Annotated in this window: 23 protein-coding genes and 1 tRNA gene; 11 read left to right on the forward strand and 13 right to left on the reverse strand. The window is 67.9% G+C overall.

Features of this window, described 5'->3' with window-relative positions:
* Window positions 1–3: 3 nt before the first annotated feature.
* Both ABFG95_RS19170 and ABFG95_RS19175 read right to left on the reverse strand, forming a co-directional pair.
* On the reverse strand, window positions 4–1,599 hold the full coding sequence (locus ABFG95_RS19170; protein WP_063583957.1) for a sensor domain-containing diguanylate cyclase: 1,596 nt from the start codon (window positions 1,597–1,599) through the stop codon (window positions 4–6).
* Window positions 1,600–1,610: 11 nt separating this feature from the next.
* Entirely contained in the window at window positions 1,611–2,255 is a 645-nt protein-coding gene (locus ABFG95_RS19175) for a TetR/AcrR family transcriptional regulator (RefSeq protein ID WP_068980753.1), read from the reverse strand.
* A 117-nt stretch (window positions 2,256–2,372) separates the two neighbouring features.
* On the opposite strand from ABFG95_RS19175, the gene ABFG95_RS19180 reads away from it, so the two are divergent.
* From ABFG95_RS19180 to ABFG95_RS19190, 3 genes are all read left to right on the forward strand, one after another.
* Entirely contained in the window at window positions 2,373–3,119 is a 747-nt protein-coding gene (locus ABFG95_RS19180; RefSeq protein WP_049071460.1) for a 3-oxoacyl-ACP reductase family protein, read from the forward strand.
* Between the two features lie 231 nt (window positions 3,120–3,350).
* A tRNA-Lys gene (locus ABFG95_RS19185) sits at window positions 3,351–3,426 on the forward strand.
* A gap of 92 nt (window positions 3,427–3,518) precedes the next feature.
* Entirely contained in the window at window positions 3,519–4,463 is a 945-nt protein-coding gene (locus ABFG95_RS19190) for a metallophosphoesterase (RefSeq protein ID WP_348994838.1), read from the forward strand.
* A gap of 152 nt (window positions 4,464–4,615) precedes the next feature.
* On the opposite strand, the gene ABFG95_RS19195 is transcribed toward ABFG95_RS19190, so the two are convergent.
* Window positions 4,616–5,239, reverse strand: a complete 624-nt coding sequence (locus tag ABFG95_RS19195) for an NAD(P)H-dependent oxidoreductase (RefSeq protein ID WP_348994839.1) — start codon at window positions 5,237–5,239, stop codon at window positions 4,616–4,618.
* Between the two features lie 237 nt (window positions 5,240–5,476).
* On the opposite strand from ABFG95_RS19195, the gene ABFG95_RS19200 reads away from it, so the two are divergent.
* The 3 genes from ABFG95_RS19200 (at window position 5,477) to ABFG95_RS19210 (ending at window position 7,318) form a co-directional block, all read left to right on the forward strand.
* The gene (locus ABFG95_RS19200; protein ID WP_348994840.1) at window positions 5,477–6,133 is read left to right on the forward strand and encodes an HAD-IA family hydrolase; all 657 of its coding nucleotides are present in this window, start codon (window positions 5,477–5,479) and stop codon (window positions 6,131–6,133) included.
* A gap of 124 nt (window positions 6,134–6,257) precedes the next feature.
* Window positions 6,258–6,905, forward strand: a complete 648-nt coding sequence (locus tag ABFG95_RS19205; RefSeq protein ID WP_054416434.1) for an OmpA family protein — start codon at window positions 6,258–6,260, stop codon at window positions 6,903–6,905.
* A gap of 86 nt (window positions 6,906–6,991) precedes the next feature.
* Window positions 6,992–7,318 (forward strand): 4a-hydroxytetrahydrobiopterin dehydratase, encoded by a 327-nt coding sequence (locus ABFG95_RS19210; protein ID WP_049071467.1) that lies wholly within the window; start codon window positions 6,992–6,994, stop codon window positions 7,316–7,318.
* A 31-nt stretch (window positions 7,319–7,349) separates the two neighbouring features.
* Here ABFG95_RS19210 and ABFG95_RS19215 read toward each other — a convergent pair whose 3' ends face one another.
* The 6 genes from ABFG95_RS19215 to ABFG95_RS19240 all read right to left on the reverse strand — a co-directional run bounded on the left by ABFG95_RS19215 (window position 7,350) and on the right by ABFG95_RS19240 (window position 12,354).
* Window positions 7,350–7,805: a MarR family winged helix-turn-helix transcriptional regulator gene (locus ABFG95_RS19215; protein WP_049071468.1), complete on the reverse strand. Its 456-nt coding sequence runs from the start codon at window positions 7,803–7,805 to the stop codon at window positions 7,350–7,352.
* A complete protein-coding gene (locus ABFG95_RS19220; protein ID WP_175146303.1) occupies window positions 7,802–8,023 on the reverse strand; it encodes a hypothetical protein in 222 nt (73 codons plus the stop codon). Before ABFG95_RS19220 ends, ABFG95_RS19215 begins: the two co-directional genes overlap by 4 nt.
* Window positions 8,020–9,654: an FAD-dependent monooxygenase gene (locus ABFG95_RS19225; RefSeq protein ID WP_348994841.1), complete on the reverse strand. Its 1,635-nt coding sequence runs from the start codon at window positions 9,652–9,654 to the stop codon at window positions 8,020–8,022. Before ABFG95_RS19225 ends, ABFG95_RS19220 begins: the two co-directional genes overlap by 4 nt.
* A 117-nt stretch (window positions 9,655–9,771) precedes the next feature.
* Entirely contained in the window at window positions 9,772–10,470 is a 699-nt protein-coding gene (locus ABFG95_RS19230) for a DUF6776 family protein (protein ID WP_049071473.1), read from the reverse strand.
* A 157-nt stretch (window positions 10,471–10,627) separates the two neighbouring features.
* The gene (gene murU, locus ABFG95_RS19235; RefSeq protein ID WP_059269347.1) at window positions 10,628–11,314 is read right to left on the reverse strand and encodes an N-acetylmuramate alpha-1-phosphate uridylyltransferase MurU; all 687 of its coding nucleotides are present in this window, start codon (window positions 11,312–11,314) and stop codon (window positions 10,628–10,630) included.
* Window positions 11,314–12,354 (reverse strand): phosphotransferase, encoded by a 1,041-nt coding sequence (locus tag ABFG95_RS19240; protein ID WP_059269348.1) that lies wholly within the window; start codon window positions 12,352–12,354, stop codon window positions 11,314–11,316. The genes murU and ABFG95_RS19240 overlap by 1 nt, the downstream gene beginning before the upstream one ends.
* Window positions 12,355–12,522: 168 nt before the next feature.
* On the opposite strand from ABFG95_RS19240, the gene ABFG95_RS19245 reads away from it, so the two are divergent.
* From ABFG95_RS19245 to rsmA, 3 genes are read left to right on the forward strand one after another with little or no spacing between them, the layout of a single operon-like run.
* A complete protein-coding gene (locus ABFG95_RS19245) occupies window positions 12,523–14,916 on the forward strand; it encodes an LPS-assembly protein LptD (RefSeq protein WP_278991222.1) in 2,394 nt (797 codons plus the stop codon).
* The gene (locus tag ABFG95_RS19250; RefSeq protein ID WP_049071480.1) at window positions 14,913–16,481 is read left to right on the forward strand and encodes a peptidylprolyl isomerase; all 1,569 of its coding nucleotides are present in this window, start codon (window positions 14,913–14,915) and stop codon (window positions 16,479–16,481) included. Before ABFG95_RS19245 ends, ABFG95_RS19250 begins: the two co-directional genes overlap by 4 nt.
* An 18-nt stretch (window positions 16,482–16,499) precedes the next feature.
* Window positions 16,500–17,291, forward strand: coding sequence for a 16S rRNA (adenine(1518)-N(6)/adenine(1519)-N(6))-dimethyltransferase RsmA (rsmA, locus tag ABFG95_RS19255; RefSeq protein ID WP_049071482.1), 792 nt, complete (start codon window positions 16,500–16,502; stop codon window positions 17,289–17,291).
* 108 nt (window positions 17,292–17,399) lie between these two features.
* Here the strand turns inward: rsmA and ABFG95_RS19260 are convergent, their stop codons facing one another.
* The gene (locus tag ABFG95_RS19260) at window positions 17,400–18,542 is read right to left on the reverse strand and encodes a glycerate kinase (RefSeq protein WP_278991220.1); all 1,143 of its coding nucleotides are present in this window, start codon (window positions 18,540–18,542) and stop codon (window positions 17,400–17,402) included.
* 106 nt (window positions 18,543–18,648) lie between these two features.
* Between ABFG95_RS19260 and pyk the strand changes: the two genes are divergently transcribed.
* Window positions 18,649–20,091: a pyruvate kinase gene (gene pyk, locus ABFG95_RS19265; RefSeq protein ID WP_049071484.1), complete on the forward strand. Its 1,443-nt coding sequence runs from the start codon at window positions 18,649–18,651 to the stop codon at window positions 20,089–20,091.
* 76 nt (window positions 20,092–20,167) lie between these two features.
* On the opposite strand, the gene ABFG95_RS19270 is transcribed toward pyk, so the two are convergent.
* Window positions 20,168–21,397, reverse strand: coding sequence for a spore maturation protein (locus tag ABFG95_RS19270; protein ID WP_063583964.1), 1,230 nt, complete (start codon window positions 21,395–21,397; stop codon window positions 20,168–20,170).
* A 147-nt stretch (window positions 21,398–21,544) separates the two neighbouring features.
* Between ABFG95_RS19270 and ABFG95_RS19275 the strand changes: the two genes are divergently transcribed.
* Entirely contained in the window at window positions 21,545–23,920 is a 2,376-nt protein-coding gene (locus tag ABFG95_RS19275; protein WP_278991218.1) for an acyl-CoA dehydrogenase, read from the forward strand.
* Here the strand turns inward: ABFG95_RS19275 and def are convergent.
* Together def and gloA are read right to left on the reverse strand one after the other, a co-directional pair.
* Window positions 23,908–24,441 (reverse strand): peptide deformylase, encoded by a 534-nt coding sequence (gene def / locus ABFG95_RS19280; RefSeq protein ID WP_049071488.1) that lies wholly within the window; start codon window positions 24,439–24,441, stop codon window positions 23,908–23,910. The genes ABFG95_RS19275 and def overlap by 13 nt on opposite strands.
* A 121-nt stretch (window positions 24,442–24,562) precedes the next feature.
* Window positions 24,563–24,958 (reverse strand): lactoylglutathione lyase, encoded by a 396-nt coding sequence (gloA, locus tag ABFG95_RS19285; protein ID WP_049071490.1) that lies wholly within the window; start codon window positions 24,956–24,958, stop codon window positions 24,563–24,565.
* Between the last annotated feature and the right edge of the window lie 9 nt (window positions 24,959–24,967).

Raw genomic sequence — 24,967 nt, forward strand, 5'->3', positions numbered from 1 at the left:
GCTTCAGCGCGGCAGCGCCATGCGCGCGCCGTCAGGCGCCTGGTTGTCGGCCACGCAGACGGCATTGCGGCCGTGGTTCTTGGCGTAGTACAGCGCCCGGTCGGCGCGCTGGATGACTTCGTCCAGCGTGGCGCCGTGCTCGGGGTAGCAGGCCACGCCGGCCGACAGCGTCACGGGCGCGGGCAGGCCGTCGTCGGCGCCCAGCCGCGCCAGTTTCTGGCGCAAGCGTTCGGCGGAGGCCACCGCCGCCGCCAGCGGCGCGCCCGGCATCAGCATGACGAATTCCTCGCCGCCGCTGCGGGCCACGGTGTCGCCCTGGCGCGAGCCCTCGGTCAACAGCGTCGCCAGTACCCGCAAGGCCTGGTCGCCGGCGGCGTGGCCGTAGCGGTCGTTGATGTTCTTGAAATGGTCGATGTCCACCGCGACGATGGCCAGCGGCGTTTCGGCGGCCTGCAGCAAGGCCATCGCCTCGTTCAGGCCGCGACGGTTCAGCAGGGCGGTGAGCGTGTCGGTGGTGGAGGCGCGGCGCAGGTCGCGGATCTTGTGCTGGATCGACGTCAGCCCCATCAGCAGCGCGCGCTTGAGTTGCGAGGCCTCGAAATACCAGGAACGCACCTTGCGGATGCGTTCGGCCGAATCGGGGTCCTGCATGCGCCTGGCGATGCCGGCCAGTTCGCCGAGCGGGCGGGCGATCCAGCGCGACAGCAGCCAGAGCAGCACGATGGATAGCAGCAGCAGCGGCAGCGTGTTGCGCGCGGTCGCCATCAACAGGTCGTTCAGCGGCAGCAGCGTGCTGGCCACCGGCCTTTGCGCGATGATGGTCCAGCCGGTGCTGGGCACCGGCGCGTAGCCGGCGAGCAGGGCGGTGCCGCTGGCGTCGGTGAAGCGCAGTTCGCCGGTCTCGCCGCGCAGCGCGCCCGCCAGCGCGCCCTTGTCGGCGGAGGCGTGCCCCAGCCGGCTGCGGTCGGGGTGGTAGATCAAGGTGCCGTCGCGCGACAGCACGTACAGCAGGGAATCATCGCGGTTGAAGTGCTGGCCCAGCAGCCGGTCGAGCACGTTGTCTTCGTGCAGGTAGAGCGTGCCGGCGACATAGCCGAGATAACGATAGTCGCGCGAGAAAATGGGATGGGTGTAGAGGATCAGCCAGCGGCCGTTGCTGGCCTGGAACGGTTCGCTGATGAAGGGGCGGCGCGTGGTCAGCGCGATCCTGGCGGCGTCGCTGGTCATCTGCTGGCCCATCAGTTGCGGATACGAGGTCGACACCGCCAGCACCTTGCCTTGCGGCGACACGACGAAGCTGGAATTGAAGTGTCCCAGTTGCTCCTCCAGGCGGCGGGCTTCCGACGCCATCAGTTGCGGCTGGGTCTCCATGTCGGCCAGCACGTCGGCGCTGTAGGCCAGGTGGCGCCGCAGGTCGCTCAGGAAATACTCGGTGGTGGCGGCCAGCTTGGCGGCGTAGACGCGATTGCTTTCCAGCGCGTTGTGCAGCAGCAGGTCGCGTTGCACCAGGTAGCTGGCGTGCAGCCCCGCCGCCAGCACCAGGAAGATCGACAGCAGGCTGATCCAGAGGATGAGGCGCCGTAGGTCGATGCGGAGCATGGAAGAATCCGTCAGGCGTGGATCCGGCCAGGTGGCGGGCCGGAAGGGGGGGCGTCGCCTGTGAGCGCGTCCCAGGCACACATCGCCTGGCGCGCTACGGCTTGCAGGGTCTTGCGGCTGGCGCCATCGCGCGCCTGGATCGACATTCCGTGAAGGATCGTGGTGTAGAAGGCGGCCAGCCCTTTCAGGTCGGCGCCGGCCGGCAGTTCGCCCGCGGCGGCCGCGGCGGTCAGGCGGGCCAGGATGCGGTTTTGCATCTCGCGGCGGTTGTCGCCCAGAAATGTGCCGACGTCGTCATGGCTTTCGGCGCCCGAGGGGGCGCCCAGCACGATCAGGCAGCCAGGCGGCGCGCCGGGTGTGGTGAAGCGTTCGGCTGCCGCCAGCAGCATGCCGCACACGCCTTCGCGGGCGGTGGCGCCGGCGGCCAGCGCGCGACGCGAGGCGGCGCCGTCGGTGTCGCGGTACAACTGCACCGCTTCGCGAAATAGCCCTTCTTTTGAGCCGAATGCGCCATAGAGACTGGGCGAGTTGATGCCCATCGCAGCCGTCAGATCGGTCAGCGATGCTCCTTCATATCCCTTCGACCAGAAGACTTCCATGGCCTTGCGCAAGGCCTGGGCTCGGTCGAAGTTCCGGGGGCGCCCACGTTCTGCCATATGTCCGCGATTTTACTCGGGACGGATATTTTGTGTTGATCGATAAGAAAATCATTGACGGACGTGCCGCGGCATCGGATGATATTTGTACTGATCACTACAAATTGAGGTTGACCCATGCAGAATCTGAGCGGAAAAGTTGCTTTCGTGACCGGCGGCAGCCGCGGCATCGGCGCGGCAATCGTGCGGCGTCTGGCGGCGGATGGCGCCGACGTTGCCTTCACCTATGTCAGCGCCGCGTCGCGCGACACCGCCGCCGCGCTGGCTCGCGAACTGGAGGCCGGCGGCCGCCGCGCGCGGGCCATCCAGGCCGACTCGGCCGATCCGGCGCAGGTGCGACGGGCGGTCGAGCAGGCCATCGCCGAACTGGGCCCGGTGGACGTGCTGGTGAACAACGCCGGCATCTTCCTGGCCGGCCCGCTGGGCGAGGTCACGCTGGATGACTACGAACGCACGATGAACATCAATGTGCGCGCGCCGTTCGTCGCCATCCAGGCGGCGCAGGCCGCGATGCCGGATGGCGGCCGCATCATCAACATCGGCAGCTGCCTGGCCGAACGCTCGGGGCGCGCCGGCGTGACCTTGTATTCGGCCAGCAAGTCGGCGCTGCTGGGCATGACCCGCGGCCTGGCGCGCGATCTGGGCGCGCGCGGCATCACCGCCAACGTGGTGCACCCGGGGCCGATCGATACCGACATGAATCCGGCCGATGGCGAGCGCGCGGGCGATCTGGTCGCGGTGCTGTCGCTGCCGCACTACGGCGAAGTGCGGGATATCGCCGGCATGGTGGCCTTCCTGGCCGGGCCCGATGGCCGCTACGTGACGGGCGCAAGCCTGGCGGTGGACGGGGGCTACGCAGCCTGAGGGCGACGGTGCAAGCGGCTTGCACCGCGCTCGGACGCCCGCCCTGGGGATCGTGCTGTCGAGGGGGCCGGCGACTTTTTTGTGGATGATTGGCCACCGACTTGCACTTTTAAAAAAAGCTCTCTATAATCTCGCTTCTTCGCTGATCAAACACAACGAAACGCAGCGGAAGCAAGCCAGAGCGCAATGCAAAAGCGATGTTTCCCAGCCGGATTTGTGGATGAACATGCAGGGCTGTTAGCTCAGTTGGTAGAGCAGCGGACTCTTAATCCGTAGGTCGAGTGTTCGAGCCACTCACAGCCCACCAGAATTCTCTAGTAGTATCAAGCGTAAAGCCCACCGGAAACGGTGGGCTTTTTGCGTTTCGTCCCGTTGGACTGCATGACGTCTGGAATCCCTATGTACGACATCATCGGTGACATTCACGGCGAAGACCGGAAACTGGAGGGCCTGCTGCGCCATCTCGGGTATGTGCCGGCAGGGAAGGGCTACAAGGCTCCCCAAGGCCGGCAGGCCGTCTTCCTGGGCGACCTGGTGGATCGAGGCAAAGGGCAGCGGCGGGTCCTGGAAATCGTACGGGCCATGATGGATGACGGCCAGGCCCTTTGCATCATGGGCAACCACGAGTTCAACGCCATCGGCTACGTCATTGAGGATCCGCACCATCCAGGCGAGTGCCTGCGGCCCAATCGTGGCGATTCGGAGAAAAGCCGGAAGAATCGCAAGCAGCACGGTGCCTTTATCAGCCAGATTGGCGAAGGCAGCCCGGAGCATGTTGCCTGGGTTGCCTGGTTCCGCCAATTGCCGCCCTATCTGGACTTGGGCGGCATTCGTGCCGCGCATGCCTGTTGGGACGATGGCGCCGTCAAGACGTTGAACGATGCGGGCTGGCTGCCAGGAAAACCGCTGGATGACGCCCTGCTGGTAGCCACTCACCAAAAGGGCTCGGCGCTGGAGCAGGCGAGAAAGCGGCTCACTTCAGGCGTGGAGCTGGCGTTGCCCGATGGCCGCTACATAGAGGACAAGGAAGGGCACCGCCATTACGAGGTGCGGCTGGCCAATTGGCGCGATTGGGCGAGCGCTTTGCATGAGGTCGCCCTGGTGCCGGCGGGCCAGGAGGCGCAGATCCACGGCTTGGCATTGCCCGGGGACTTCAATCGGACACCCATCACCGGTGCGCCTGTTTTCATCGGCCATCATTGGTTCAAGGGCCCGCCCCGGATCGAGAGTGCGAAGCTGGCCTGTCTGGACTGGTCGGCCGCGGCGGGCGGACCGCTGGTGGCGTACCGATGGGATGGCGAGGCGACCTTGTCCAATGACAAGCTGGTCTGGGAAAGGGGATAGCGTGGCCGCCGCGTCGCAGCGGCCTGTTCCTGCCACTGACACGCCGCCAGGATAGCTCGAGCGCCACCCTTGGGTGGCGCTTGTCATTGCGCGTCCGGTCTCTCGGTTGAGATCGAGAATCGCGAGTCGTGCCTTTGACGTGCCGCCGCGGGCTAGAAATTCCGCGCCATTGCGATCGCCTCGGCCTTGCCCTGTTCGATGGTCGCGGGGGCCAGGGCGTCCCAGGTGTGTTCGACCTGGATGCGCCGAATGTCGGTCACGCCGATGAAGGCCAGCCAGAAATCGAGGTAATCGGCCTGGTGGGTGAACCCGGGATTGTCGTCGCCAGCCGCCTTGTCCTGGCTTTGGCCGCGCACGTGGATGACCAGCGCCCGCGTGATCTGCAATAGCGGGCCGTAGGACTTGCCGTCGAAGCTGAAGAGCAGGTTGCGCTGGCTGACCAGATCGATCAGTTGCTTGAGCTTGTAGGGATAGCCGAAGTTCCACATGGGCACACCGATGACGATGCGGTCGGCTTGCTGGAAGCGTTGCGCCAGCGCGGTGATCCGGTTCCAGGTCGCGGCCTCGACGGAATTCATGGGTTCTCCGGCAACGCGTTTGTATTTCGCGCCGATGGCCTGGCTGTCGAACTCCGGCAGCGCTTCATCCCACACGTTCAAAGTGTCGACTTCCAGCGACGGATGGACGGCGCGGCAGGCGTCGAGGAATGCGTCGGCGATGGCGATCGAGGCGGAGCGGGGCCCCCGGGGGGAGGACACGATGTTGAGTACACGCATGGTGGGAATCCGGAAATGGGAAGGCGGTCCGGCGCCTGCGGCCGCCAGGGGTTGAACATACGATTGCAATTGCAATTATGTGGCCAGGCAATTGTATCGTGGCGCGATGGACTCGCAACCGGGGTGCAGCGGCCGGGGCGATTAAGGCGTGCCTTAATCGTGGTTGCACGCAGGCTGAACCCCGGCGCGGGCCGGCGTCTCTATAGTGGCTGGCACCGAATCCGAAGGAGTATCGCCATGTCTGTCCCGTCCGCCGCTTATCCCCGCGTGGTGCTGTTTGATCTGCTGACCGCGCTGCTGGATTCCTGGACCGTGTGGAACGCCGCGGCGGGATCGGAAGCGCGGGGCCGGGCCTGGCGCGCCGAATACCTGCGCCTGACATACGGCTGCGGCGCCTATCAGCCCTATGAGAAGCTGGTGCAAGCCGCGGCCGAGGCGGTGGGACTGCCGGCCAGCGCGCCCGCGGCGCTGGAGGCGGGCTGGGACGGCCTGCCGGCGTGGGATGGCGCGCGCGACCTGCTGCAGGCGCTGCGACCGCATTGCCGGCTGGGCGTGGTGACCAACTGTTCACGGCGCCTGGGGCATCGCGCGGCCGCCTTGCTGGGCGTGGACTGGGACGTGGTGGTGACCTCGGAAGAGGCCGGTTACTACAAGCCCGACCCGCGGCCATATCAATTGGCGCTGGCGCGCCTGGAAACACCGGCCTCGCAGGCGGCGTTCGTGGCGGGGTCGGGGTATGACCTGTTCGGCACCAGCCAGGTCGGGTTGCGCACGTATTGGCATAACCGCGTCGGCCTGGCCTTGCCGGCCGGAGCGCCGGCGCCCGAGGCGCAGTCGCCGCGGCTGGAGGCGGCGCTGCCATGGCTGGCCGGGTTTGGCGTCGCCGCGCGCTAAGGTGCGCCGCCAGGAGCGCGGTACAAACTGTTGCGCCTTGCCGGCTGACGCGGCGGAGGGGGCAGGGCTTAACATGATCCAGCCGGCATTGTGCCGGCGCACCGACAGGATCGTGGAGGTTGTCATGTACACAAGCACAATGCTCAAGCGTATCGCTGTAGTCGCCGCATCGGGCGCCCTGGTGGTGGGGTGCGCCACCCAGCAGCAGACCAACACCGCCGTGGGAACCGGCGCGGGCGCCGCCGTCGGGGCCGGCATCGGCGCCCTGATCGGCCATGGCACCGGCGCGGCGGTCGGCGCCGGCATCGGCGCGGTGGCCGGGGGCCTCATCGGCTACAACTGGAAGGTGGTGAAGGAGGATGTGCAGCGTTCGGGGGCGACCTCGCTGGGCATCGACGTGGTTGAAATGCCGGACGGCAGCCTGAAGGTCAACATCCCCAGCAACGTGTCTTTCGATACCGACAAGACCGATCTCAAGCCGGCGCTGCTGCCGGTGCTGGACAGCGTGGCGCGGTCCCTCAACCAGCATCCCGAACTGCGCGCCAAGGTGGTGGGCCATACCGACAGCACGGGGTCGCTGGCGCACAACCAGACCCTGTCGGTGAACCGCGCGCGCAGCGTGACCGACTACCTGTCGCGGCAGGGCGTGGCCGCGACGCGCCTGTCGATCGAGGGGCGCGGGCCCAACGATCCGATCGGCGACAATGCCACCGCCGAAGGCCGCGCGCTGAACCGCCGCGTCGAGATCTATCTGTACGCGGTCAAGCAGTAGCGCCGGGCGCCGCGCCGTCCATGCCGGGGCGGGCGGCCCGCGCGCGGCGCGGCGCCATTTTCCAACGGCCCATCCTGGAGTTCGCCATGAGCATGTTTCCCCCCGCGCGTATCGGCACCGACACCGCGGTCGCGGCCCTGTCCGGCTGGCAGGCCGTCGCGATGCGCGACGCCATCGAGAAGCGCTTTCGCTTTCCCAATTTCAATGCCGCGTTCGGCTTCATGGCGCGGGTGGCGATGTTCGCCGAAAAGCTGAACCATCACCCGGAATGGACCAATGTCTACAACCGGGTCGACGTGATGCTGACCACGCACGATGCCGGCGGCGTGACCGAGCTGGATGTGCGCATGGCGCAGTTCATGGACGAGGTGGCCGCGCAACTGGGCGCGACGGCGCCGAAGGCGGCGGGCTAGCGTCCCGGCGGAGCGGGCCGGACATGGCGGGTCAGTCTTCCGATGCGCCGGGATGATTGCGCTGATGCGCGAGCAATCGGTCGAGCATGTCGCCGAGCAGGCGTTGTTCGTCGGCGCTCAGGCAGCCGAAGATCTCCTGATTGCGCCGCGCGATCAGATCGATGATGCGCCGGTATTGCGCCTGGCCGGCGGCGGTCGGCGACAGCACGACGCCACGGCCGTCGGCGGCCGAATCTTTCTTCTCGATCAATCCGCGTTCGACCAGCGCCTGCGCCGAGCGGCTGGCCTGGCCCTTGTTCAAATTGGCGGCGCGCGCCAGGTCGTTGACCGACAGCGGCGCATAGCGGCCGATGGCGGCCAGGCAGCGCGCCTCGCCCAGCGGGATGCCGCAGTCTTCCAGGTAGGCGCGATTCGTGTCCCGGTCGGTGATCTTGTTGATCGCGTGCAGGCGGTACGTCAGGAATCGTTCGAGGGCGGGCGAGGTCACGTCGGGCGGTCGGCGGTGGGGGCGGGATAGTGTGCCACAGGGTCGGCGCAGGCCGCTTCGGCCTGCGCCAGCAGGGCGGTGGCGGCGGATGCGTCCGGCAGGCGCGCCAGCGCGGCCAGGCCCAGGATCGACAGGAACTGCGGCGCCCGCGCCGGTCCCACGCGTGTCAGCGCCTGCGCCATCGAGGTATAGACCTGATCCAGTTCGTCGTGGTTCATGCGCGCGGCTCCTGCGGGGTGGCGGGGATCATCGGGTAGTAGGGCGCCAGGGCGGCGCGCAGGGTGTCGTCGTCGCAAGCATCCCAGCGGCCGAGCACGTAGCCGTCGGGTCGCAGCAGGTACACCGTGCCGGGTTGCGCGCCGTAGCGGTCGCGCAGGTGGCCATGCGGGTCGCGCCAGGCGCGCGCCGCCGGTCCGCCGACGGGCAATACCCGCAGCGGATCGGGCACCGCGCGGGTGGCGGCGGCGAGCGCCTGCAGGCGCCCCTCGGCGGTGGCGTCGGGCGCGCAGGCCAGCAGCACGAAGCCGCTGCCGAAGCAGCTGCTGAGATAGCGTGGCGCCCCCTCGGCGTCGGCCAGCAACAGGTCGGGCGCCGGCTGGCCGGGCGCGGCGGCGGCGGTTTGCGGCGCGGCGCCATCGGCCAGGTTCAGGGGCGAGCCGTCGTAGGCGATGGGCGCCGATTGGCGCGGGTTGATCAGTGGCCGCACCCGCTCGTCCGTCAGCGCCAGCCGCAAGGCCGCTTCGCGCATCAGGCGGAAACCAAAGTCCGGCGGCGCCATGAATTCGGTGCTCTTGGCGCCGTAGGCCAGGTTCTGGCGGGTGGCGTGGACGCGTTCGTCGCTGTAGCTGTCGAGCAGGCGGTCGGAGGCGTGGCCACGCAGTACCCAGGCCAGTTTCCAGGCCAGGTTGCCGGCGTCGTCCAGCCCGGAATTCAGGCCGCGCACGCCGAAGATCGGCACCAGGTGGGCGGCGTCGCCGGCAAACAGCACCCGGCCGTGGCGGTAGCGCTCCAGCGTCAGGCATTTGGCGTTGTAGAGCGAGATCCACAGCGGCTTCCAGGGCGCGGTCTCGCCGATCATGTCCAGGTGGCTCTGGACGCGCGGCAGCACGTTCTCGGGCTTGACCGCCTCGGCCGCGTCCTCGTCGTCGCGGATCTGGTAGTCGACCCGCCAGACGTTGCCGGGCTGGCGATGCATCAGCAGGGTGGAGCCGGGATTGGAGGGCGGGTCGAACCAGGCCAGCCGCTCGACCGGGCGGCTGGAGGCCTGCTCAATGTCGACGATGACATAGCGGCCTTCGTATTGCATGCCTTCCAGCTTCAGGCCCAGCGCCTCGCGCACGCTGCTGCGGCCGCCGTCGCAGGCCACCACCCAGTCGGCCCGCACGCTGTGGCGCCGGCCGCCGATCTCGGCCTCGACGTCGACGCCGTCGGGTCCCGGCCGCACCGCGACGGCGCGGGCGGACCATTGCAGTGTCGCGTGGTCGGGCTGGCGCAGCATGGCCTGGTGGGCGAATTCCTCGACGAAGTACTGCTGGATGTTGACCATCGGCGCGAAGCGCTGGGTCGGGTCGTGCGGCATTTCGAAGTGCAGCACTTCGCGGTCGCGGTAGTAGCTGCGGCCGCCGGTCCAGGGCAGGCCGGTGGCGGTGAGGGCGGCGTCGGCGCCGGCCCAGCCCAGGATTTCCTGCGAACGGCGCGAGATGCAGATGGCGCGGCTGCCGCTGCAGTAGCCGTCGTCGGCCTCCAGCGTGAGCGAGGCGATGCCGTAGTGCGCCAGCAGCGCGGCCAGGGTCAGCCCGACCGGACCGCCGCCGACGATCAGGACGGGCACGCGGGAAGGCAGTGTCATGGTGTCTCCGATATAGTTGTTGGCGCAACTATATCGCGCAGTTGGTTGTGGGCGCAACCAACTCGCGCGCACGAAAAAAAACCCGCCTGTGGGGCGGGTCCTGGGGCGAGGCCGGGTTCAGTTGCGCACGTAGTAGATGCGCATGGCCTGCTGTTTCTGGTTGCCGTCCATGACGCGCAGCACCACGACCTTGGGGGTGAAGCCGTCGGGCAGCTTGAGCTGGCCCAGCGCGTAGTCGTAGCGGTCGACGTTCAGGGCCGGGCCTTCCGGCGTGACGGTGGCGGCGCGGCCATTGGGGTAGCTGCCGTCGATCGAGAAGGTCAGGGTGCCCTTGAACGGCGCGCCGGTGCGCTCTTCGCGCATTACCAGCACCTGATAGTCGAGCAGGCCGGGCTGGCGCTTGAAGGTGGCCGAACGGATGCCCAGGTTGCCGCCGCGGGGATCGGGCGGCATGGCGTCCTGGAACAGCACCAGTTCCTTGTTCTGGGTTTCCAGCTTGGCGCGGGCTTCGGCCAGATCGGCGGTGAGTTTTTCATGGCCGGACTTGTTGGCGTCGCGCTGCTGCGTGGCCTCTTCGAGCTGGCTTTGCAGGCGCTGGTTTTCCAGCTTGGAGGCGCTCAGTTCACTGTGCAGTTGTTCGGATTGCTCGACGGTCAGGCGTTGCGGGCCGTAATTGGTCTGCAGGAAGAGCACGCCGCCCGCGCCCAGGGCAATGCCCACCAGCAGCAGGACGAGCCAGCGCGGCATGCGGCGCGTGCGTTGGCCCGGTTGGTATACGGAGGGCTTGAATACGGCCCGTTGCGATCTTCCAAACATCCCCATTCCTAGAAAACGTCCTGTGTGTTGCCTGGCCGCGCGCCGCGCGCACTGGCCAAAGCGTCAGAGAATACCCGCTTAAGCGGGTGCGATGGGCGCGCGGACAAGCCTGGTTGCGCACCTTGATATTGTGAAATATGTGGGTATCGGGCGGGCTTCAGGCCCGGCCGGAACCCAGCTCGGCGTCGAGGTCGGCCAGCCGTTGCGGGGTGCCGACATCGATCCAGCGGCCGCTGTGGCGCGCGCCGCGGACCCGATCCCGCGCCATGGCCTGCCGCAATAGCGGCGCCAGCCGCGCGGCGCTGCCGCGCGCCACGTCCGCGAACAGCATGGGATGGTAGACGCCGATGCCGGAGAAGGTCAAACGGGGTTCGCCTTCATCGGCGACGCGGCCGTCGCGGCCCAGGACGAAATCGCCGGCCGGATGTTGCGGCGGATTGTCGACCAGCAGCAGCCAGGCGCCGCCCGCCGGCAGGGCGGCCGCCAGCGCGGGGGCGGCCGCCGGATGCCAGTCGCACCAGATGTCGCCGTTGATCACCAGGAACGGATCGGGTCCCAGCAGCGGCAGCGCCTGGGCGATGCCGCCGGCGGTTTCCAGGGCCGTGTCCTCGGGGGAGTACCGGATCCGCAGGCCGAAGGCCGCGCCGTCGCCCAGCGCGCGTTCGATCTCGTGCCCGAGCCAGGCATGGTTGATGACCACTTCGTGGAAGCCGGCCGCGGCCAGCCGTTCGAGATGCCAGGCGATCAGCGGCTTGCCGCCGACCGGCAGCAGGGGCTTGGGCAGCCGGTCGGTCAGCGGGCGCATGCGTTCGCCGCGGCCCGCGGCAAGGATCATGGCGCGCATCAGAAGGTGTATCCGACGCTGACCTGGCGGTCGTCGAGCTTGTCCAGCAGGCGCAGCAGGGGCGTGAAGACGCCGTAGCGCTGCGCCACCTGGCGCACGTAGGCGTTCACGCGCGGCATGTGGGCCAGGTAGTGGGCCTTGCCGTCGCGGTGGTTCAGGCGGGCGAACACCCCCAGGATCCGCAGGTTGCGCTGCAGGCCCATCCATTCGTAGGCGCGGTGGAATTCGGCGAAGTCGGCATCGACCGGCAGGCCGGCCGCGCGCGCCATTTCCCAGTAGCGGATGGCCCAGTCCAGCTGCTGCGGTTCTTCCCAGGTGGTGCGGGCATCCGTCACCAGCGACGCCAGGTCGTAGGTGATGGGGCCGGCCAGGGCGTCCTGGAAGTCGATGACCCCCGGATTGGGGCCGTATTGCGGCTGGTCGCAGAGCATCAGGTTGGGCGAGTGGTAATCGCGGTGCACCAGCACGGTGGGCTGGTTGCCGTTGCTGGCCGAGAGCAGGGCGAAGATCTTGTCCAGGGCCTGCGTGGTCTTGTCATCGAGCGTGGCGCCATGGTGTTTGCGCACGTACCACTCGGGGAACAGCGTCAGTTCGTCGGCCAGTCGCGCGCTGTCGTAGGCGGCCAGGCCGGTGGTCCTGGCCTGTTGCAGGCGCACCAGCGCCGCCAGCGCGTCGCGGTACATCGATTGCAGGCGGGCGTCGTCCACGCCGTCCTGGATGCGCTGGTAATAGGTCTGTTCGCCCAGGTCCGAGAGCAGCAGCAGGCCCTGGCCGAGGTCCTGCTCGATGACGGCGGGCACGTTCAGGCCGGCGTCGCGCAGCAGCTGGCCCACGTGCAGGAAGGGGCGGCAATCTTCGTGCCGGGGCGGGGCGTCCATCACAATCAGGGTACGGCCTGCCGCGTCCAGGCGGAAATAACGGCGGAAACTGGCGTCCGCGGACGCGGGGCGCAGGGTGTCCACCGCCAGGCCCAGGGCGGCGGGCAGGCCTTGCAGCCAGGCGCGGATCTGCTCCAGGCGGGGGTCATGATCGTTTTTCAAGGAAGATCCGTGTCAGAAGGGCAACATTGCGGAAAAATGGGTGGCGCGCACATAAGGCTGGGCGTCTGGCGCGGCTTCTCTATAATACCGGCTCGTTTCCGTTAGCATTGGCCCTTCGCGGGCGCCTCTGCCTGGTTCCCCCATCGTCAAAAAGGGCTGTTTTCACTCGTGCGCAAGGTTCGGTGGTTGATCCTATCTGCTATCAGCGTCGCCGGGGCCGTTCAGGCCCAGGGCAGCCAGGGTTCGGCTCCCTCATCGACGTCGATCACCGCGGCTCCCGAGCTGCGCACGTCTCCCGGCCTGCGGATGCACCGCCTGCCGGACGGCAACATCCCCGCCTATATGGAAGCGGACACCATCGAGGGTGATCCGGATTCCGACCTGACCCTGACCGGCGCGGCCCAGGTGCGCCGCATCGACGGCGTGATCAAGGGCGACCGGATCAACTACCGCAAGGACACCGGCGAAGTCGACGTGCAGGGCAACGCCCGCATGATGCGCGACGGCACGCTGGTCACCGGTCCCAACGCCAAGTTCAACGTCGACAAGTATTCCGGCGAAGTCGAGCAGCCGAGCTTCTGGCTGGGCGCCACCGGCGGTTTTGCCGTGGCCGACAAGGCCGACATCTTCAGCAAGTCGCAGATGCGGCTGCACACGGTCACCTACAGCGGCTGCCCATGTGAGACGCCGTCCTGGTACATCAAGGCCAACACGGTCGATATCGACTTCGACGAAAACGAAGGCGTGGCCCGCAACGGCGTGCTGTATTTCAAGGACGTGCCGATCCTGGCTTCGCCCTACATGACCTTTCCGGTCAAGAAAGAGCGCAAGTCGGGTTTCCTGGTCCCGACCTACGGCACCACCAGCAAGGGCGGTTTCGATTTCTCGCTGCCGTACTACCTGAATCTGGCGCCGAACTACGACGCGACGATCCAGCCGCGCTACTTCTCGAAGCGCGGGATGCAGTTGGGCGGGGAATTCCGTTATCTGGGCAAGAGCTACGGCGGCAGCATCTATGGTGCCTATCTGCCTAACGACCACGTCAGCGGCGATGACCGTTGGATGTACTGGTGGCGCCACCAGCAGCTGTTCGGCAACGGCTTCTATGCCGACTGGGATGTGGCTAAGGTGTCAGACAACGACTACTTCCGCGATATTTCCCAGTTAGGCCTAAACCAGGCGTCGACAACCTATCTGCCCCAGCGCGCGCGCGTAGGCTGGGGGTCGACTTACTGGAGCGCCTACGCTCAAGTCTATAAGTATCAGACGCTGCAGGACCCGAATGCACTGCTGACACCTCCCTATGACAAGGAGCCGGAATTCTATCTGCGCGGCGCCCGCTACGACTGGGGTGGTTTCGACGTGGACTGGACGTCGACGGCGGTACGCTTCAAGCAGCCTTTGCTGCTGGGCAACCGCACGGGCCCTACCGGTGATCGTCTGCAGACCTATCCCACCGTGTCCTATCCGATCGTTCGCCCCGGTTGGTTCGTGGTGCCCAAGGTCGGCGTGAACTACACGCAGTACCAAACCAACTGGTACAGCCGCGACTGGCTCAACCTGAACTCGGGCACGGCTAACGCCGGCACGGATTTTGGCTACCCACGTTCGCAGTCGCGTACGGTGCCGATCATGTCGCTCGATACAGGGCTGATCTTCGAACGGGACACTACGTTGTTCGGCAAGGCGTCGACGCAGACGCTGGAGCCTCGGTTGTATTACCTGCGGGTGCCGTATCGTGACCAATCCAAGATCCCGGTCTATGACACGTCGCTGTCCGACTTCAGCTTCTCGCAGGCCTTTGAGGAGAATATCTACACCGGTGGCTGGGATCGCATTTCCAACGCCAATCAGTTGACCGCCGCGCTGACCACGCGCTGGCTCGATGCTTCCACCGGTTTCGAACGCGCGTCGCTGGCCGTGGCGCAGCGTCTGTATTTTGCCGACCAGCAAGTGACGCTGCCCGGCGAGACGCCGCGCGAGAATGTGCGCTCCGACTTCCTGGTGGGCGCCAGCGCCGCGCTGACCGACACGTTCTCGACCGACGTGGCGGCGCAATACAATCCCTATGACAACCGCTGGTCGCGCGCGCTGCTCAGCGGCCGCTGGTCGCCACAGCGCTTGACGACGGTGGCCCTGGCCTATCGCTACCAGCGTGATCCGCAGACCGGTGTGGCCTATCAGCCGCAAGGGCAGAACCAGATCAGTCTGGCCGTGCAATGGCCATTCACCAAGCGGTGGTACGGCGTGGGCCGCGTCGACTACTCGCTGCGCAATGGTCCGTCGAGCACGGTCAGCGGCACCAACGATTCGCCGCGTATCACCCAGGCCATCGCCGGCCTCGAATACAAGGGTGATTGCTGCTGGGTCGGCCGGATGGTATTCCAGCGCTACGCGGTGTCCGCCACCGACGCCAACACGGCCTTGTTCTTCCAGCTGGAGTTGACCGGATTGGGGGCCCTGGGAACCGATCCGATGAACCTGCTGAACAGAAGTATCCCCGGTTACTCGCGCATTACTCCGCCCGCGCCCACCGGGACCACATTTGAAAGGTATGAATGATGCGTAGGTTGCACTCCTTGCGCCGCTACACCGGCAACGCGCTGTTGCTGGCGGTTTGCGCCGCCTTCTCCGCCGCGCACGCGGCGGAGCCGAATGGCAAGGGCGCCAAGAATGCGCCCGCCGCGCAGAAAAGCGCGCCGGCGCCCGCCGGAGAGCAGTTCGTCGACGGCATCGCGGCCGTGGTCGACAAAGACGTGATCACCTTGCGCGAACTGCGCGACGCCTCGCTGCGCATCGCCGGCGAACTGAAGGCGCGCGGCATCCAGGTACCCGATGACAAGACCTTGCAGCACCAGGTGCTGCAACGCCTGATCATGGAGCGCGTGCAGCGCCACGAGGCCGACCGCCTCGGCATCCGCGTCGACGACGCCCAGGTCGACCAGGCCATCACCACCATTGCCGGACGCAACAAGATCAGCGTGGCGCAACTGCGCCAGGAGATCGAAAAGTCCGGCGTCAGCTGGGATAGCTACCGCAAGTCGCTGAAGGACGAGATCCGCTCGGACCGCCTGCGCCAGCGCGCCGTGGACTCCAACATCGTCATTTCCGATGCCGAGGTCGACGCGTTCCTCAAGGACCAGCGCCGCAACCCGGCATTCGCCGCCGCGACCCAGCCCCAGGCCCAGCCGCAGCCGCAGCCGGAAGCCGCGCCCGAGCAGGCCGCCGCGCCCGCCGGCCCGATGCTCTATGCCGTGGCCCAGATCCTGGTGCGCGTGCCAGAAGGTTCGTCTTCGGAGCAATTGGCCGCGCTGCGCAAGAAGGCCGAGGACCTGCTGGCGCGCGTCAAGCGTGGCGATGACTTCGCCAGCCTGGCCGCCGCCAATTCCGACGGTCCCGAAGCCCTGCAGGGCGGCGTCATGGGCGTGCGTCCGCTGGACGGCTGGCCCGACCTGTTCGCCAAGGCCATCGCCAATCTGCAGAAAGGCCAGGTCAGCGGCCTACTGCAAAGCGGCAATGGTTTCCACATCCTCAAGGTGATGGACCGCGGCACCGCCGCGCCGCCGCCCAGCCGCACCGCGCGCGCCCCGGCGCCGACGCAGGCGCCGCAACCGCGGCCGCAACCGCAGGCGCAGGCGCCTCAGGGCCCCGTGGAAGTGATGCAGACGCATGCGCGCCACATCCTGATCAAGACCTCGACCGTCATGAGCGACGAGCAGGCCCGCCAGCGCCTGGAGCAGGTGCGCCAGCGCCTGGTCGCCGGCGATGCCAAGTTCGACGACATGGCGCGCCAGTATTCGCAGGACGCGACCGCGCCGCAAGGCGGCGACCTGGGGTGGCTCAACCCGGGCGAAACCGTGCCGCCTTTCGAGGCCGCGATGAACGCGCTCAAGCCCGGCGAGATCAGCCAGCCCATCCAGACGCCGTTCGGCTGGCACCTGATCCAGGTCGAAGAGCGCCGCCAGCATGACGCCACCGACGACCTGGCCCGCATGCGCGCCCGCCAGACGCTGTTCGAGCGCCGTGCCCAACCCGCTTTCGAAGATTGGCTGGATCAGTTGCGCGCCCAGGCGTACATCGACAACCGGCTGGAAAAGCAGGACCGTATCAACCAGAACAACCGCTGATCGCAGCCCGGGTTTTTCATGTCTCAACACCAGGCGCGCAAGCGCTTTGGCCAGAACTTCCTGACCGACGAGAGCGTGGTCGAGTCGATCGTGCGCGCGGTCAGTCCCGCTCGCACCGACACCGTGGTCGAGATCGGTCCGGGTCTGTCGGCGCTGACGCGGCCGCTGCTCGAGCGGCTCGATCACCTGACCGCGGTCGAGATCGACCGCGACCTGGCGGCGCGGCTGCGCAAGCAGTTCGACGCGGACCGCCTGACCGTGGTCGAGGCCGATGCGCTGACGGTGGATTTCTCGCAGTTCGGCGCGGGGCTGCGGGTGGTCGGCAACCTGCCGTACAACATCTCCAGCCCGCTGCTGTTCCATCTGATGACCTGGGCCGACCACGTCCGCGACCAGCATTTCATGCTGCAGCGTGAAGTGATCGACCGCATGGTCGCGCAACCTGGCAGCGGCGATTTCAGCCGCCTGTCGGTGATGCTGCAATCGCGCTATCGCATGCACAAGCTGTTCGACGTGCCGCCCGAGGCGTTCGATCCGCCGCCCAAGGTGGTGTCGGCCATCGTGCGCATGGTGCCGCTGCCGGCGGAGCGCCTGCGCCCGGTCAGCGAGCGCGCCTTCGAGACCGTCGTGGCACGCGCCTTCTCGCAGCGCCGCAAGATGCTGCGCCGGGTGCTGGCCGACTGGGCCCCGCAGGTGCCTTGGGAGGCGCTGGACATCGCGCCCACCGCGCGCGCCGAGGATATCTCGGTGGATCGCTACATCCGCCTGTCGGATGCGCTGGTCGAGGCCGGCGTGCTGCAGGGCGGTTGATTGCGCCCTTGCCATGCAAGCAAAAGCCCGCGTCGAGCGGGCTTTTTTTCGTCTTGAGCCGCCTCAGGATGAAAGCGCTCCCTTGAAGGCAGCAAGCCGGGCGCGCGCCTACAGCATGCGCTTCTGCGCCGCCATCCACAATTGCATGACGTCCCGGGCGCGGTCATGCAGCAGGCGTTCGGCGTCGGCCAGCGCCTGCTGCAGCGTGATGGGGCCGGGCGCCAGGCTGAAGGCGGCGCTGATGCCGCCGGCGTGCAGCGCTTCGTAGCCTTCACCAAGCGAGCCGGCCAGCGCCACCACCGGCACGCCGGCCTGGTGTGCAATGCGGGCCACGCCCGCCGGTGTCTTGCCGCGCAGGGTCTGCGCGTCCATGCGGCCTTCGCCGGTGAAGGCGAGCGTGGCGCCTTCCATGGCCTGCGCCAGGCCGCCGAGTTCGGCAACGATCTCGACGCCGGGACGGAAGTGCGCATTCAGGAACGTCTTGGCGGCGAAGCCGAGGCCGCCCGCGGCGCCCGCGCCGGCATCGTGGCGGCGGTCGCTGCCCAACTGGCGCGCGCAGATGTCGGCGAAGTGGCCGAGCATGGCGTCCAGCGTCTGCACCTGTTCGGGCGTGGCGCCTTTCTGCGGACCGAAGACGTGCGAGGCGCCCTGTGGGCCGCACAAGGGATTGTCGACGTCTGAGGCGATGACGATGCTTGTCTTCGCCAGCCGCGGATCGAGGCCGCGCATGTCGATGCTGGCCAGTTGGCCCAATGCGCCGCCGCCCGGCGGCAGGCTGCGGCCGTCCTGGTCGAACAGGCGCAGGCCCAGCGCGGTCAGCATGCCGGCGCCGCCGTCGTTGGTGGCGGAGCCGCCCAGGCCCAGGATGATGCGTTCGGCGCCGGCATCCAGCGCTGCCAGGATCAATTCGCCCACGCCGTGGCTGCTGGCGCGCATCGGATCGCGCTTGGACGGCGCGATCAGTTCGAGGCCGGCGGCCGCGGCCATCTCGATGATGGCGGTGCCGTCGTCGAGCAGGCCCCATACGGCGTCGACCTTGTGACCCAGGGCATCGTTGACCGTGCGCTCGCGCGCCTGGCCGCCGGCCGCCGCCAGCACCGCCTCGACCGTGCCCTCGCCGCCGTCCGCCATCGGAATGCAGACCGTCTGCGCGCCGGGACAGGCGGCCTTGACGCCGCGCGCGATGGCCGCGGCCGCGTCGGGGGCGGAGACGCTTTCCTTGAAGGAGTCGGGTGCGATGACGATTTTCACGAGGTCGGCCACGGTGCGTTGAGGGTCGGGATGTCGATCATGATACCCGCGTGTCCGCCGCCGTCGTACCATAGCGCTTTCGTTGTTCATGTGAGAGTGGATCGCCATGCCTGTATTGCGCCGCACCAAAATTGTCGCCACCCTGGGCCCCTCGACGTCGACGCCGGAACGCATCGATGCCATGATCAAGGCCGGCCTGGATGTGGCGCGGCTGAACTTCTCGCACGGCAGCGCCGACGACCACCGCGAGCGCGCCCGCCTGGTGCGCGAGAGCGCCGCGCGGCAGGGCCGCTTCGTCGCCATCATGGGCGACCTGCAGGGCCCCAAGATCCGCATCGCGCGTTTCACCGACAAGCTGGTGCAGTTGCAGGTGGGCCAGCCGTTCACGCTGTCGCGGGTGCATCCGAAGGACGCCGGCACGGCCAGCATCGTCGGCATCGACTATCCCGAGCTGGTGACGGACTGCCGCGTCGGCGACGAGCTGCTGCTCGATGACGGCCGCGTGGTGCTGGTGGTCGACCGCGTCGAGGGCGACGAAGTCCACACCACCGTCACGGTGGGCGGCCCGCTGTCCAACAACAAGGGCATCAACCGGCGCGGCGGCGGCCTGTCGGCGCCGAGCCTGACCGACAAGGACCGCGTCGATATCAAGCTGGCGGCCGAAATGCAGCTGGACTACGTGGCGGTGTCGTTCCCGCGCTATGGCAGCGACATCGACGAGGCGCGCGAACTGCTGCGCGCCGCCGGCAGCGAAGCCTGGATCATCGCGAAGATCGAGCGCGCCGAAGCGGTGGCCGACGACGAGGCGCTGGACGCGCTGATCCGCGCCAGCGACGGCGTGATGGTGGCGCGCGGCGACCTGGGCGTGGAAGTGGGCGATGCCGAACTGGTCGGCATCCAGAAGCGCATCATCCAGCATGCCCGCACCCTGAACAAGGTGGTGATCACCGCGACCCAGATGATGGAGTCGATGATCTCCAGCCCGATGCCCACGCGCGCCGAAGTCTCGGACGTGGCCAACGCGGTGCTGGACTACACCGATGCGGTGATGCTGTCGGCCGAAAGCGCCTCGGGTTCGTATCCGGTCGAGACGGTGCAAGCCATGGCGCGTGTCTGCCTGGGCGCGGAAAAGCATCCCACCAGCACGCAGTCGCACCATCGCCTGGGCGAGACCTTCACGCGCTGCGACGAAACCATCGCGCTGGCGGCGATGTACGCGGCCAACCATTTCCCGGGCGTCAAGGCCATCATCGCGCTGACCGAAAGCGGCCACACGCCGCTGATCATGTCGCGCATCCGCTCGGGCGTGCCGATCTACTGCTACAGCCCGCACAGCATCACGCAGAACCGCGTGACCATGTTCCGCGGCGTCTACACCATCCCGTTCGCGCCGTCGGACTACGAGCCGGCGGATCTGAGCAACGCCGCCATCGACGAGCTGAAGAAGCGCAACCTGGTGAAAGCGGGTGACTGGGTGATCCTGACCAAGGGCGACTTCTACCGCGACAGCGGCGGCACCAACGGCATGAAGATCCTGCTGGTGGATTGAGCGGTCTCGCGGCGCGCGGCGCCTGTAGGCAGGCCTGGCGCGCCGTCGAGGCAGCGTGGCTGGCGGCCGGCGCCGTTCAGCCGAAGAACCAGTAGCACACGCCGATGGCCGCCAGCACGCCGGCCAGGTCGGCGACCAGCGCGCAACCCACCGCATGGCGCGCGCGCAGGATGCCGACCGAGCCGAAATACACCGCCAGCACGTAGAAGGTGGTTTCGGTGCTGCCTTGCACCACCGCCGCCAGCAGCGCGGGGAAGCTGTCCACGCCGAAGTGCGTCATGGTTTCGAGCATCATGGCGCGCGCCGCGCTGCCCGAGAACGGCTTGACCAGCGCGGTCGGCAGCGCGTCGACGAAGCGCGTGTCCCAGCCGGCATTGGCGGCCAGCCAGCGGATGCCGTCGAGCAGGAAGTCGAGCGCGCCCGAGGCCCGCAACACGCCGACCGCGCACAGCATCGCCACCAGGTAGGGCAGCAGGCTCTTGGCGATGTCGAAGCCTTCCTTGGCGCCTTCGATGAAGGCCTCGTAGACCGGCACCTTCTTGCACGCGCCGACGATGAGAAAGGCCAGCAGGATGCCGAACAGCGCCAGGTTGCCCATCAGCGACGACAGCGCGGCGATGGCGCTGGCCGACATGCTGGCCAGCAGCGCCATGAAGCCGCCCAGCAGCAGCGCCGCGCCGCCCAGCCACAGCATCACGACCGGATCGAGCAGCCGCAGGCGCTGGCACGCCGCCACCGCCAGGAAGCCGGCCAGCGTCGAGGCGCTGGTGGCCAGCAGGATGGGCAGGAACACCAGGGTCGGGTCGGCCGCGCCCTGCTGCGCGCGGAACATGAACAGCGTCACCGGCAGCAGCGTCAGTGACGAGGCGTTGAGCACCAGGAACAGGATCTGGGCGTTGCTGGCGGTGTCGGGCTTGGGATTGAGCGCTTGCAGTTCGCGCATCGCGCGCAAGCCGATGGGCGTGGCGGCATTGTCCAGGCCCAAGCCGTTGGCGGCGAAGTTGAGCGTGATCAAGCCGATCGCGGGGTGGTTGCGCGGCACCTCGGGCATCAGGCGCGCGAACAGCGGCCCCAGCAGCCGCGCCAGCCGTTCCACCAGCCCGGCGCTTTCGGCGATGCGCAGGAATCCCAGCCACAGCGTCAGCGTGCCGAACAGCAACACCATCACCTCGACCGACACTCGCGCCATGTCGAACAGGCTGGCGACCATGGCGCGGAACACGTCCGGATCGCCGATGGCCAGCCAGCGGTACAGCGCGGCCGCGGCGGCAGTCAGGAAGAAGCCCAGCCAGAGTTTGTTCAGCATGCGGTGTGTGCCCGGATAGCGAAGGGAATGCGCACCAGCGCGGGGAGGCCCATTGTCGCAGAGTCAGACCCATGGGGTTTGTCCCCGATGGCCCAATTCTGGTACTTTGCCCTGATATGCCCAGTGGCATCGAACGAGAGAGAGCACATGGATTTCAACGCCTGGCGCCGGCGCCGCATCTCCGAACCCGCATACCGTTGGGCCCGCAACGCGATGCCGCCGCTCTCGGCCACCGAACGCGAGGCCATCGAGGCCGGCGACACCTGGTGGGAAGCCGATCTGTTCACCGGCAATCCCGACTGGCGCAAGCTGCTGGACGTGCCCGCCGCCGCCCTGACGCCGGATGAGCAACGCTTCATCGACGGCCCGGTGGCGCAGCTGTGCGCCATGCTGGACGAATGGGACATCACCTGGCATCGGCGCGACCTGCCGCCCGAGGTCTGGGCCTTCCTGAAGGCGCAGCGCTTCTTCGGCATGATCATCCCCAAACGCCACGGCGGCCTGGGCTTCTCGCCCTACGCCCACTCCGAGGTGGTGCGGCGCATTTCCGCCTATTCCATCACCGCCGGCGTCACGGTCATGGTGCCCAATTCGCTGGGGCCGGGCGAGCTGCTGATGCAGTTCGGCACCCAGGCCCAGCGCGATTACTGGCTGCCGCGCCTGGCCGACGGCCGCGAGGTGCCGTGCTTCGGCCTCACCAGCCCCGAGGCCGGCTCGGATGCCGCGTCCATGGTGGATACCGGCGTGGTCTGTCGCCAGGTGGTGGACGGTCGCGAGCTGATCGGCGTGCGCCTGAACTGGCACAAGCGCTACATCACGCTGGGGCCGGTGGCCACGGTGCTGGGGCTGGCGTTCAAGATGTCGGACCCCGACGGCATCCTGGGCGGCGCGCGCGACATCGGCATTTCGGTGGCGCTGGTGCCGACCGACGCGCCCGGCGTCGAGATCGGCCGCCGCCATCTGCCGGCAATGCAGGTGTTCCAGAACGGACCCAATCGCGGCCGCGACGTGTTCGTGCCGCTGGACGCGCTGATCGGCGGCGTCGAGCGCGCCGGCCACGGCTGGCAGATGCTGATGAGCGCGTTGGCGGCGGGGCGCGGCATTTCCTTGCCGTCGCTGTCGGCGGCGGCGTGCGTGATGAGCGCGCACGCCACCGGCATGTACGCCCGGGTGCGCGAGCAGTTCGGCATTCCCGTTGGCAAGTTCGAGGGCGTGCAGGAAAAGCTGGCCAGCCTGGCGGGCAATGCCTACCTGGTGGAAGCGGCCCGGCGCCTGACCTGCGCCGCGCTGAACCAGGGCGTGAAGCCGGCGGTGGTGTCGGGCATCATGAAATACCACGCCACCGAGCGCATGCGGGTGTCGGTCAACGATGCCATGGACGTGCATGCCGGCCGCGCGGTGATCGACGGGCCCAGCAACTACCTGGGCGCGCTGTACCGGGCGGTGCCCATCGCCATCACGGTCGAGGGCGCCAACATCCTGACGCGCAACCTGATCATCTTCGGCCAGGGCGCGATCCGCGCCCACCCCTACCTGATGCCGGAGATCCTGGCGCTGGGCAATCCCGACGAAGAACGCGGCATGGAAGTGTTCCACGACGTGTTCTGGCGCCACCTGCGCCATACCGGCATGAACACGCTGCGCGCCATCGGCCGCGCCTGGACCGGCGGCCTGCTGGCGCCGTCGCCGGTGTCCGGCCCCACCGCCGGCCACTACCGTCGGCTGGGCCGCTATGCGGCCGGCTTCGCCCTGCTGGCCGACGCCGCGCTGTCGCGCCTGGGCGGCGGCCTCAAGCGCCGCGAGATGATCTCGGCGCGGCTGGGCGACATCCTGGCCGAACTCTATCTGTTGTCGGCGGTGCTCAAGCGCTGGGAAGACGAGGGGCGCAAGCACGACGACCTGCCGCTGGTGCGCTGGTGCATGGCGCAGGGCTATGCCGAGATCGAAAAACGCATGGACCAGGTGCTGTCGAACCTGCCTGGCCGGCCGTTGGCCTGGGCATTGCGCGCCGCCATCCTGCCGTGGCGGCTGGCCAAGGGGCCGGACGACGCGCTCAGCCGCGAATGCGCGGAGCTGCTGCTCAAGCCGTCGCCGACCCATGCGCGGCTGGCGGCCGACCTGCAACGTTCAGCGGGCGGCGCCCAGGGCGATGAGGATCCGCTGGCGCTGCTGACCCGCGCCTTCGCCCTGGTCGACGCGGTGCAACCGATCCGTGACCGGCTGCGCCAGTCTGGCGTGCGCGATTGGCGCGAGGCGCACCGGCACGGCGCCATCACGGCGACGCAGGCGGCGCAGCTGGAAGCGGCCGAGGCGATCGTCTCGCGGGTGCTGCAGGTGGATGATTTCGCGCCGGAAGAATTGTCGCCGGGTGAGGCGGGCGCGGCTGAGGCCGCTGGGCATGGCACGCGGATGGCATCGGCGCCGCGTCCAGCGGCGGTGTCCGAGGCGCGCGGCGAGACCGATCCGAAGCCGGACGCGGGCGCGGATCCGCGCACCGCGCCGCGGGACGATCAATCGTCCTGATTCGGGTCCATGCCCGGGAACAGGATTTCGGTGAAGCCGAACTTCGAGAAATCCTGGATCCGGGAAGGATAGAGCCGGCCGATCAGGTGGTCGCACTCGTGCTGCACCACGCGGGCGTGGAAGCCCTCGGCCTCGCGGTCGATGTCGCGGCCGTAGGGATCCTTGCCCTGGTAGCGGATGTGGCGGTAGCGCGGCACCAGGCCGCGCAGCCCCGGCACCGACAGGCAGCCCTCCCAGCCGTCTTCCATGTCGTCGGACAGCGGCGTGATGACCGGATTGCACAGGATCGTCTGCGGCACCGCCGGCGCGTCGGGATAGCGCTCGTTGCGGTCGAAGCCGAAGATGACCAGTTGCAGGTCCACGCCGATCTGCGGCGCGGCCAGGCCCACCCCTTGCGCCGCCGCCATGGTCTCGAACATGTCTTCGATCAGGGCGTGCAGCTCGGGGGTATCGAAGCGCTCGACCGGCGGCGCGACGCGCAGCAGCCGGGGATCGCCCATTTTGAGGATGGTGTGGATCATGGCGATGGTGGAAAAAAAGTGGTCCGTCGTTAGAAGGGGGCTTTCCCCGCCGGGCCGCCCCAAGGGGAAAGAGCCCCCTCGGGGGGCAGCTAGCCCACGCAGTGGGCGCGGCGTGGGGGCATCAATCCACTCGTCCCTTCTTCTGGATGAACTCGATCTTGTAGCCGTCCGGGTCCTCGACGAAGGCGATCACGGTGGTGCCATGCTTCATCGGGCCGGCCTCGCGGGTGACCTTGCCGCCGCGTTCCTTGACCTTGTCACAGGCTTCGTAGGCGTTGTCGACTTCCAGGGCGATGTGGCCGTAGCCGTTGCCCAGGTCGTACTTGTCGGTGTCCCAATTGTGGGTCAGTTCGATCACCGCGCCTTCCGATTCATCCTGGTAGCCGACGAACGCCAGCGTGAACTTGCCGTCCGGGTAGTCGTTGCGGCGCAGGACGCGCATGCCGAGCACGTTGGTGTAGAAGTCGATGGACTTGTCGAGGTTGCCGACTCGCAGCATGGTGTGGAGCATACGCATGGTGGAATT

The sequence above is a fragment of the Achromobacter sp. HNDS-1 genome (assembly GCF_040084795.1).
Taxonomy (GTDB): domain Bacteria; phylum Pseudomonadota; class Gammaproteobacteria; order Burkholderiales; family Burkholderiaceae_B; genus Achromobacter; species Achromobacter ruhlandii.

Excerpts from the sequence above, each read along its gene's own strand:
- ABFG95_RS19170 (WP_063583957.1), bottom strand. The coding sequence starts at position 1,599 with ATGCTCCGCATCGACCTACGGCGCCTCATCCTCTGGATCAGCCTGCTG.
- ABFG95_RS19175 (WP_068980753.1), bottom strand. The coding sequence starts at position 2,255 with ATGGCAGAACGTGGGCGCCCCCGGAACTTCGACCGAGCCCAGGCCTTG.
- ABFG95_RS19180 (WP_049071460.1), top strand. The coding sequence starts at position 2,373 with ATGCAGAATCTGAGCGGAAAAGTTGCTTTCGTGACCGGCGGCAGCCGC.
- ABFG95_RS19190 (WP_348994838.1), top strand. The coding sequence starts at position 3,519 with ATGTACGACATCATCGGTGACATTCACGGCGAAGACCGGAAACTGGAG.
- ABFG95_RS19195 (WP_348994839.1), bottom strand. The coding sequence starts at position 5,239 with ATGCGTGTACTCAACATCGTGTCCTCCCCCCGGGGGCCCCGCTCCGCC.
- ABFG95_RS19200 (WP_348994840.1), top strand. The coding sequence starts at position 5,477 with ATGTCTGTCCCGTCCGCCGCTTATCCCCGCGTGGTGCTGTTTGATCTG.
- ABFG95_RS19205 (WP_054416434.1), top strand. The coding sequence starts at position 6,258 with ATGTACACAAGCACAATGCTCAAGCGTATCGCTGTAGTCGCCGCATCG.
- ABFG95_RS19210 (WP_049071467.1), top strand. The coding sequence starts at position 6,992 with ATGAGCATGTTTCCCCCCGCGCGTATCGGCACCGACACCGCGGTCGCG.
- ABFG95_RS19220 (WP_175146303.1), bottom strand. The coding sequence starts at position 8,023 with ATGAACCACGACGAACTGGATCAGGTCTATACCTCGATGGCGCAGGCG.
- ABFG95_RS19225 (WP_348994841.1), bottom strand. The coding sequence starts at position 9,654 with ATGACACTGCCTTCCCGCGTGCCCGTCCTGATCGTCGGCGGCGGTCCG.
- ABFG95_RS19230 (WP_049071473.1), bottom strand. The coding sequence starts at position 10,470 with ATGTTTGGAAGATCGCAACGGGCCGTATTCAAGCCCTCCGTATACCAA.
- murU (WP_059269347.1), bottom strand. The coding sequence starts at position 11,314 with ATGCGCGCCATGATCCTTGCCGCGGGCCGCGGCGAACGCATGCGCCCG.
- ABFG95_RS19250 (WP_049071480.1), top strand. The coding sequence starts at position 14,913 with ATGATGCGTAGGTTGCACTCCTTGCGCCGCTACACCGGCAACGCGCTG.
- rsmA (WP_049071482.1), top strand. The coding sequence starts at position 16,500 with ATGTCTCAACACCAGGCGCGCAAGCGCTTTGGCCAGAACTTCCTGACC.
- pyk (WP_049071484.1), top strand. The coding sequence starts at position 18,649 with ATGCCTGTATTGCGCCGCACCAAAATTGTCGCCACCCTGGGCCCCTCG.
- ABFG95_RS19270 (WP_063583964.1), bottom strand. The coding sequence starts at position 21,397 with ATGCTGAACAAACTCTGGCTGGGCTTCTTCCTGACTGCCGCCGCGGCC.
- ABFG95_RS19275 (WP_278991218.1), top strand. The coding sequence starts at position 21,545 with ATGGATTTCAACGCCTGGCGCCGGCGCCGCATCTCCGAACCCGCATAC.
- def (WP_049071488.1), bottom strand. The coding sequence starts at position 24,441 with ATGATCCACACCATCCTCAAAATGGGCGATCCCCGGCTGCTGCGCGTC.
- gloA (WP_049071490.1), bottom strand. The coding sequence starts at position 24,958 with ATGCGTATGCTCCACACCATGCTGCGAGTCGGCAACCTCGACAAGTCC.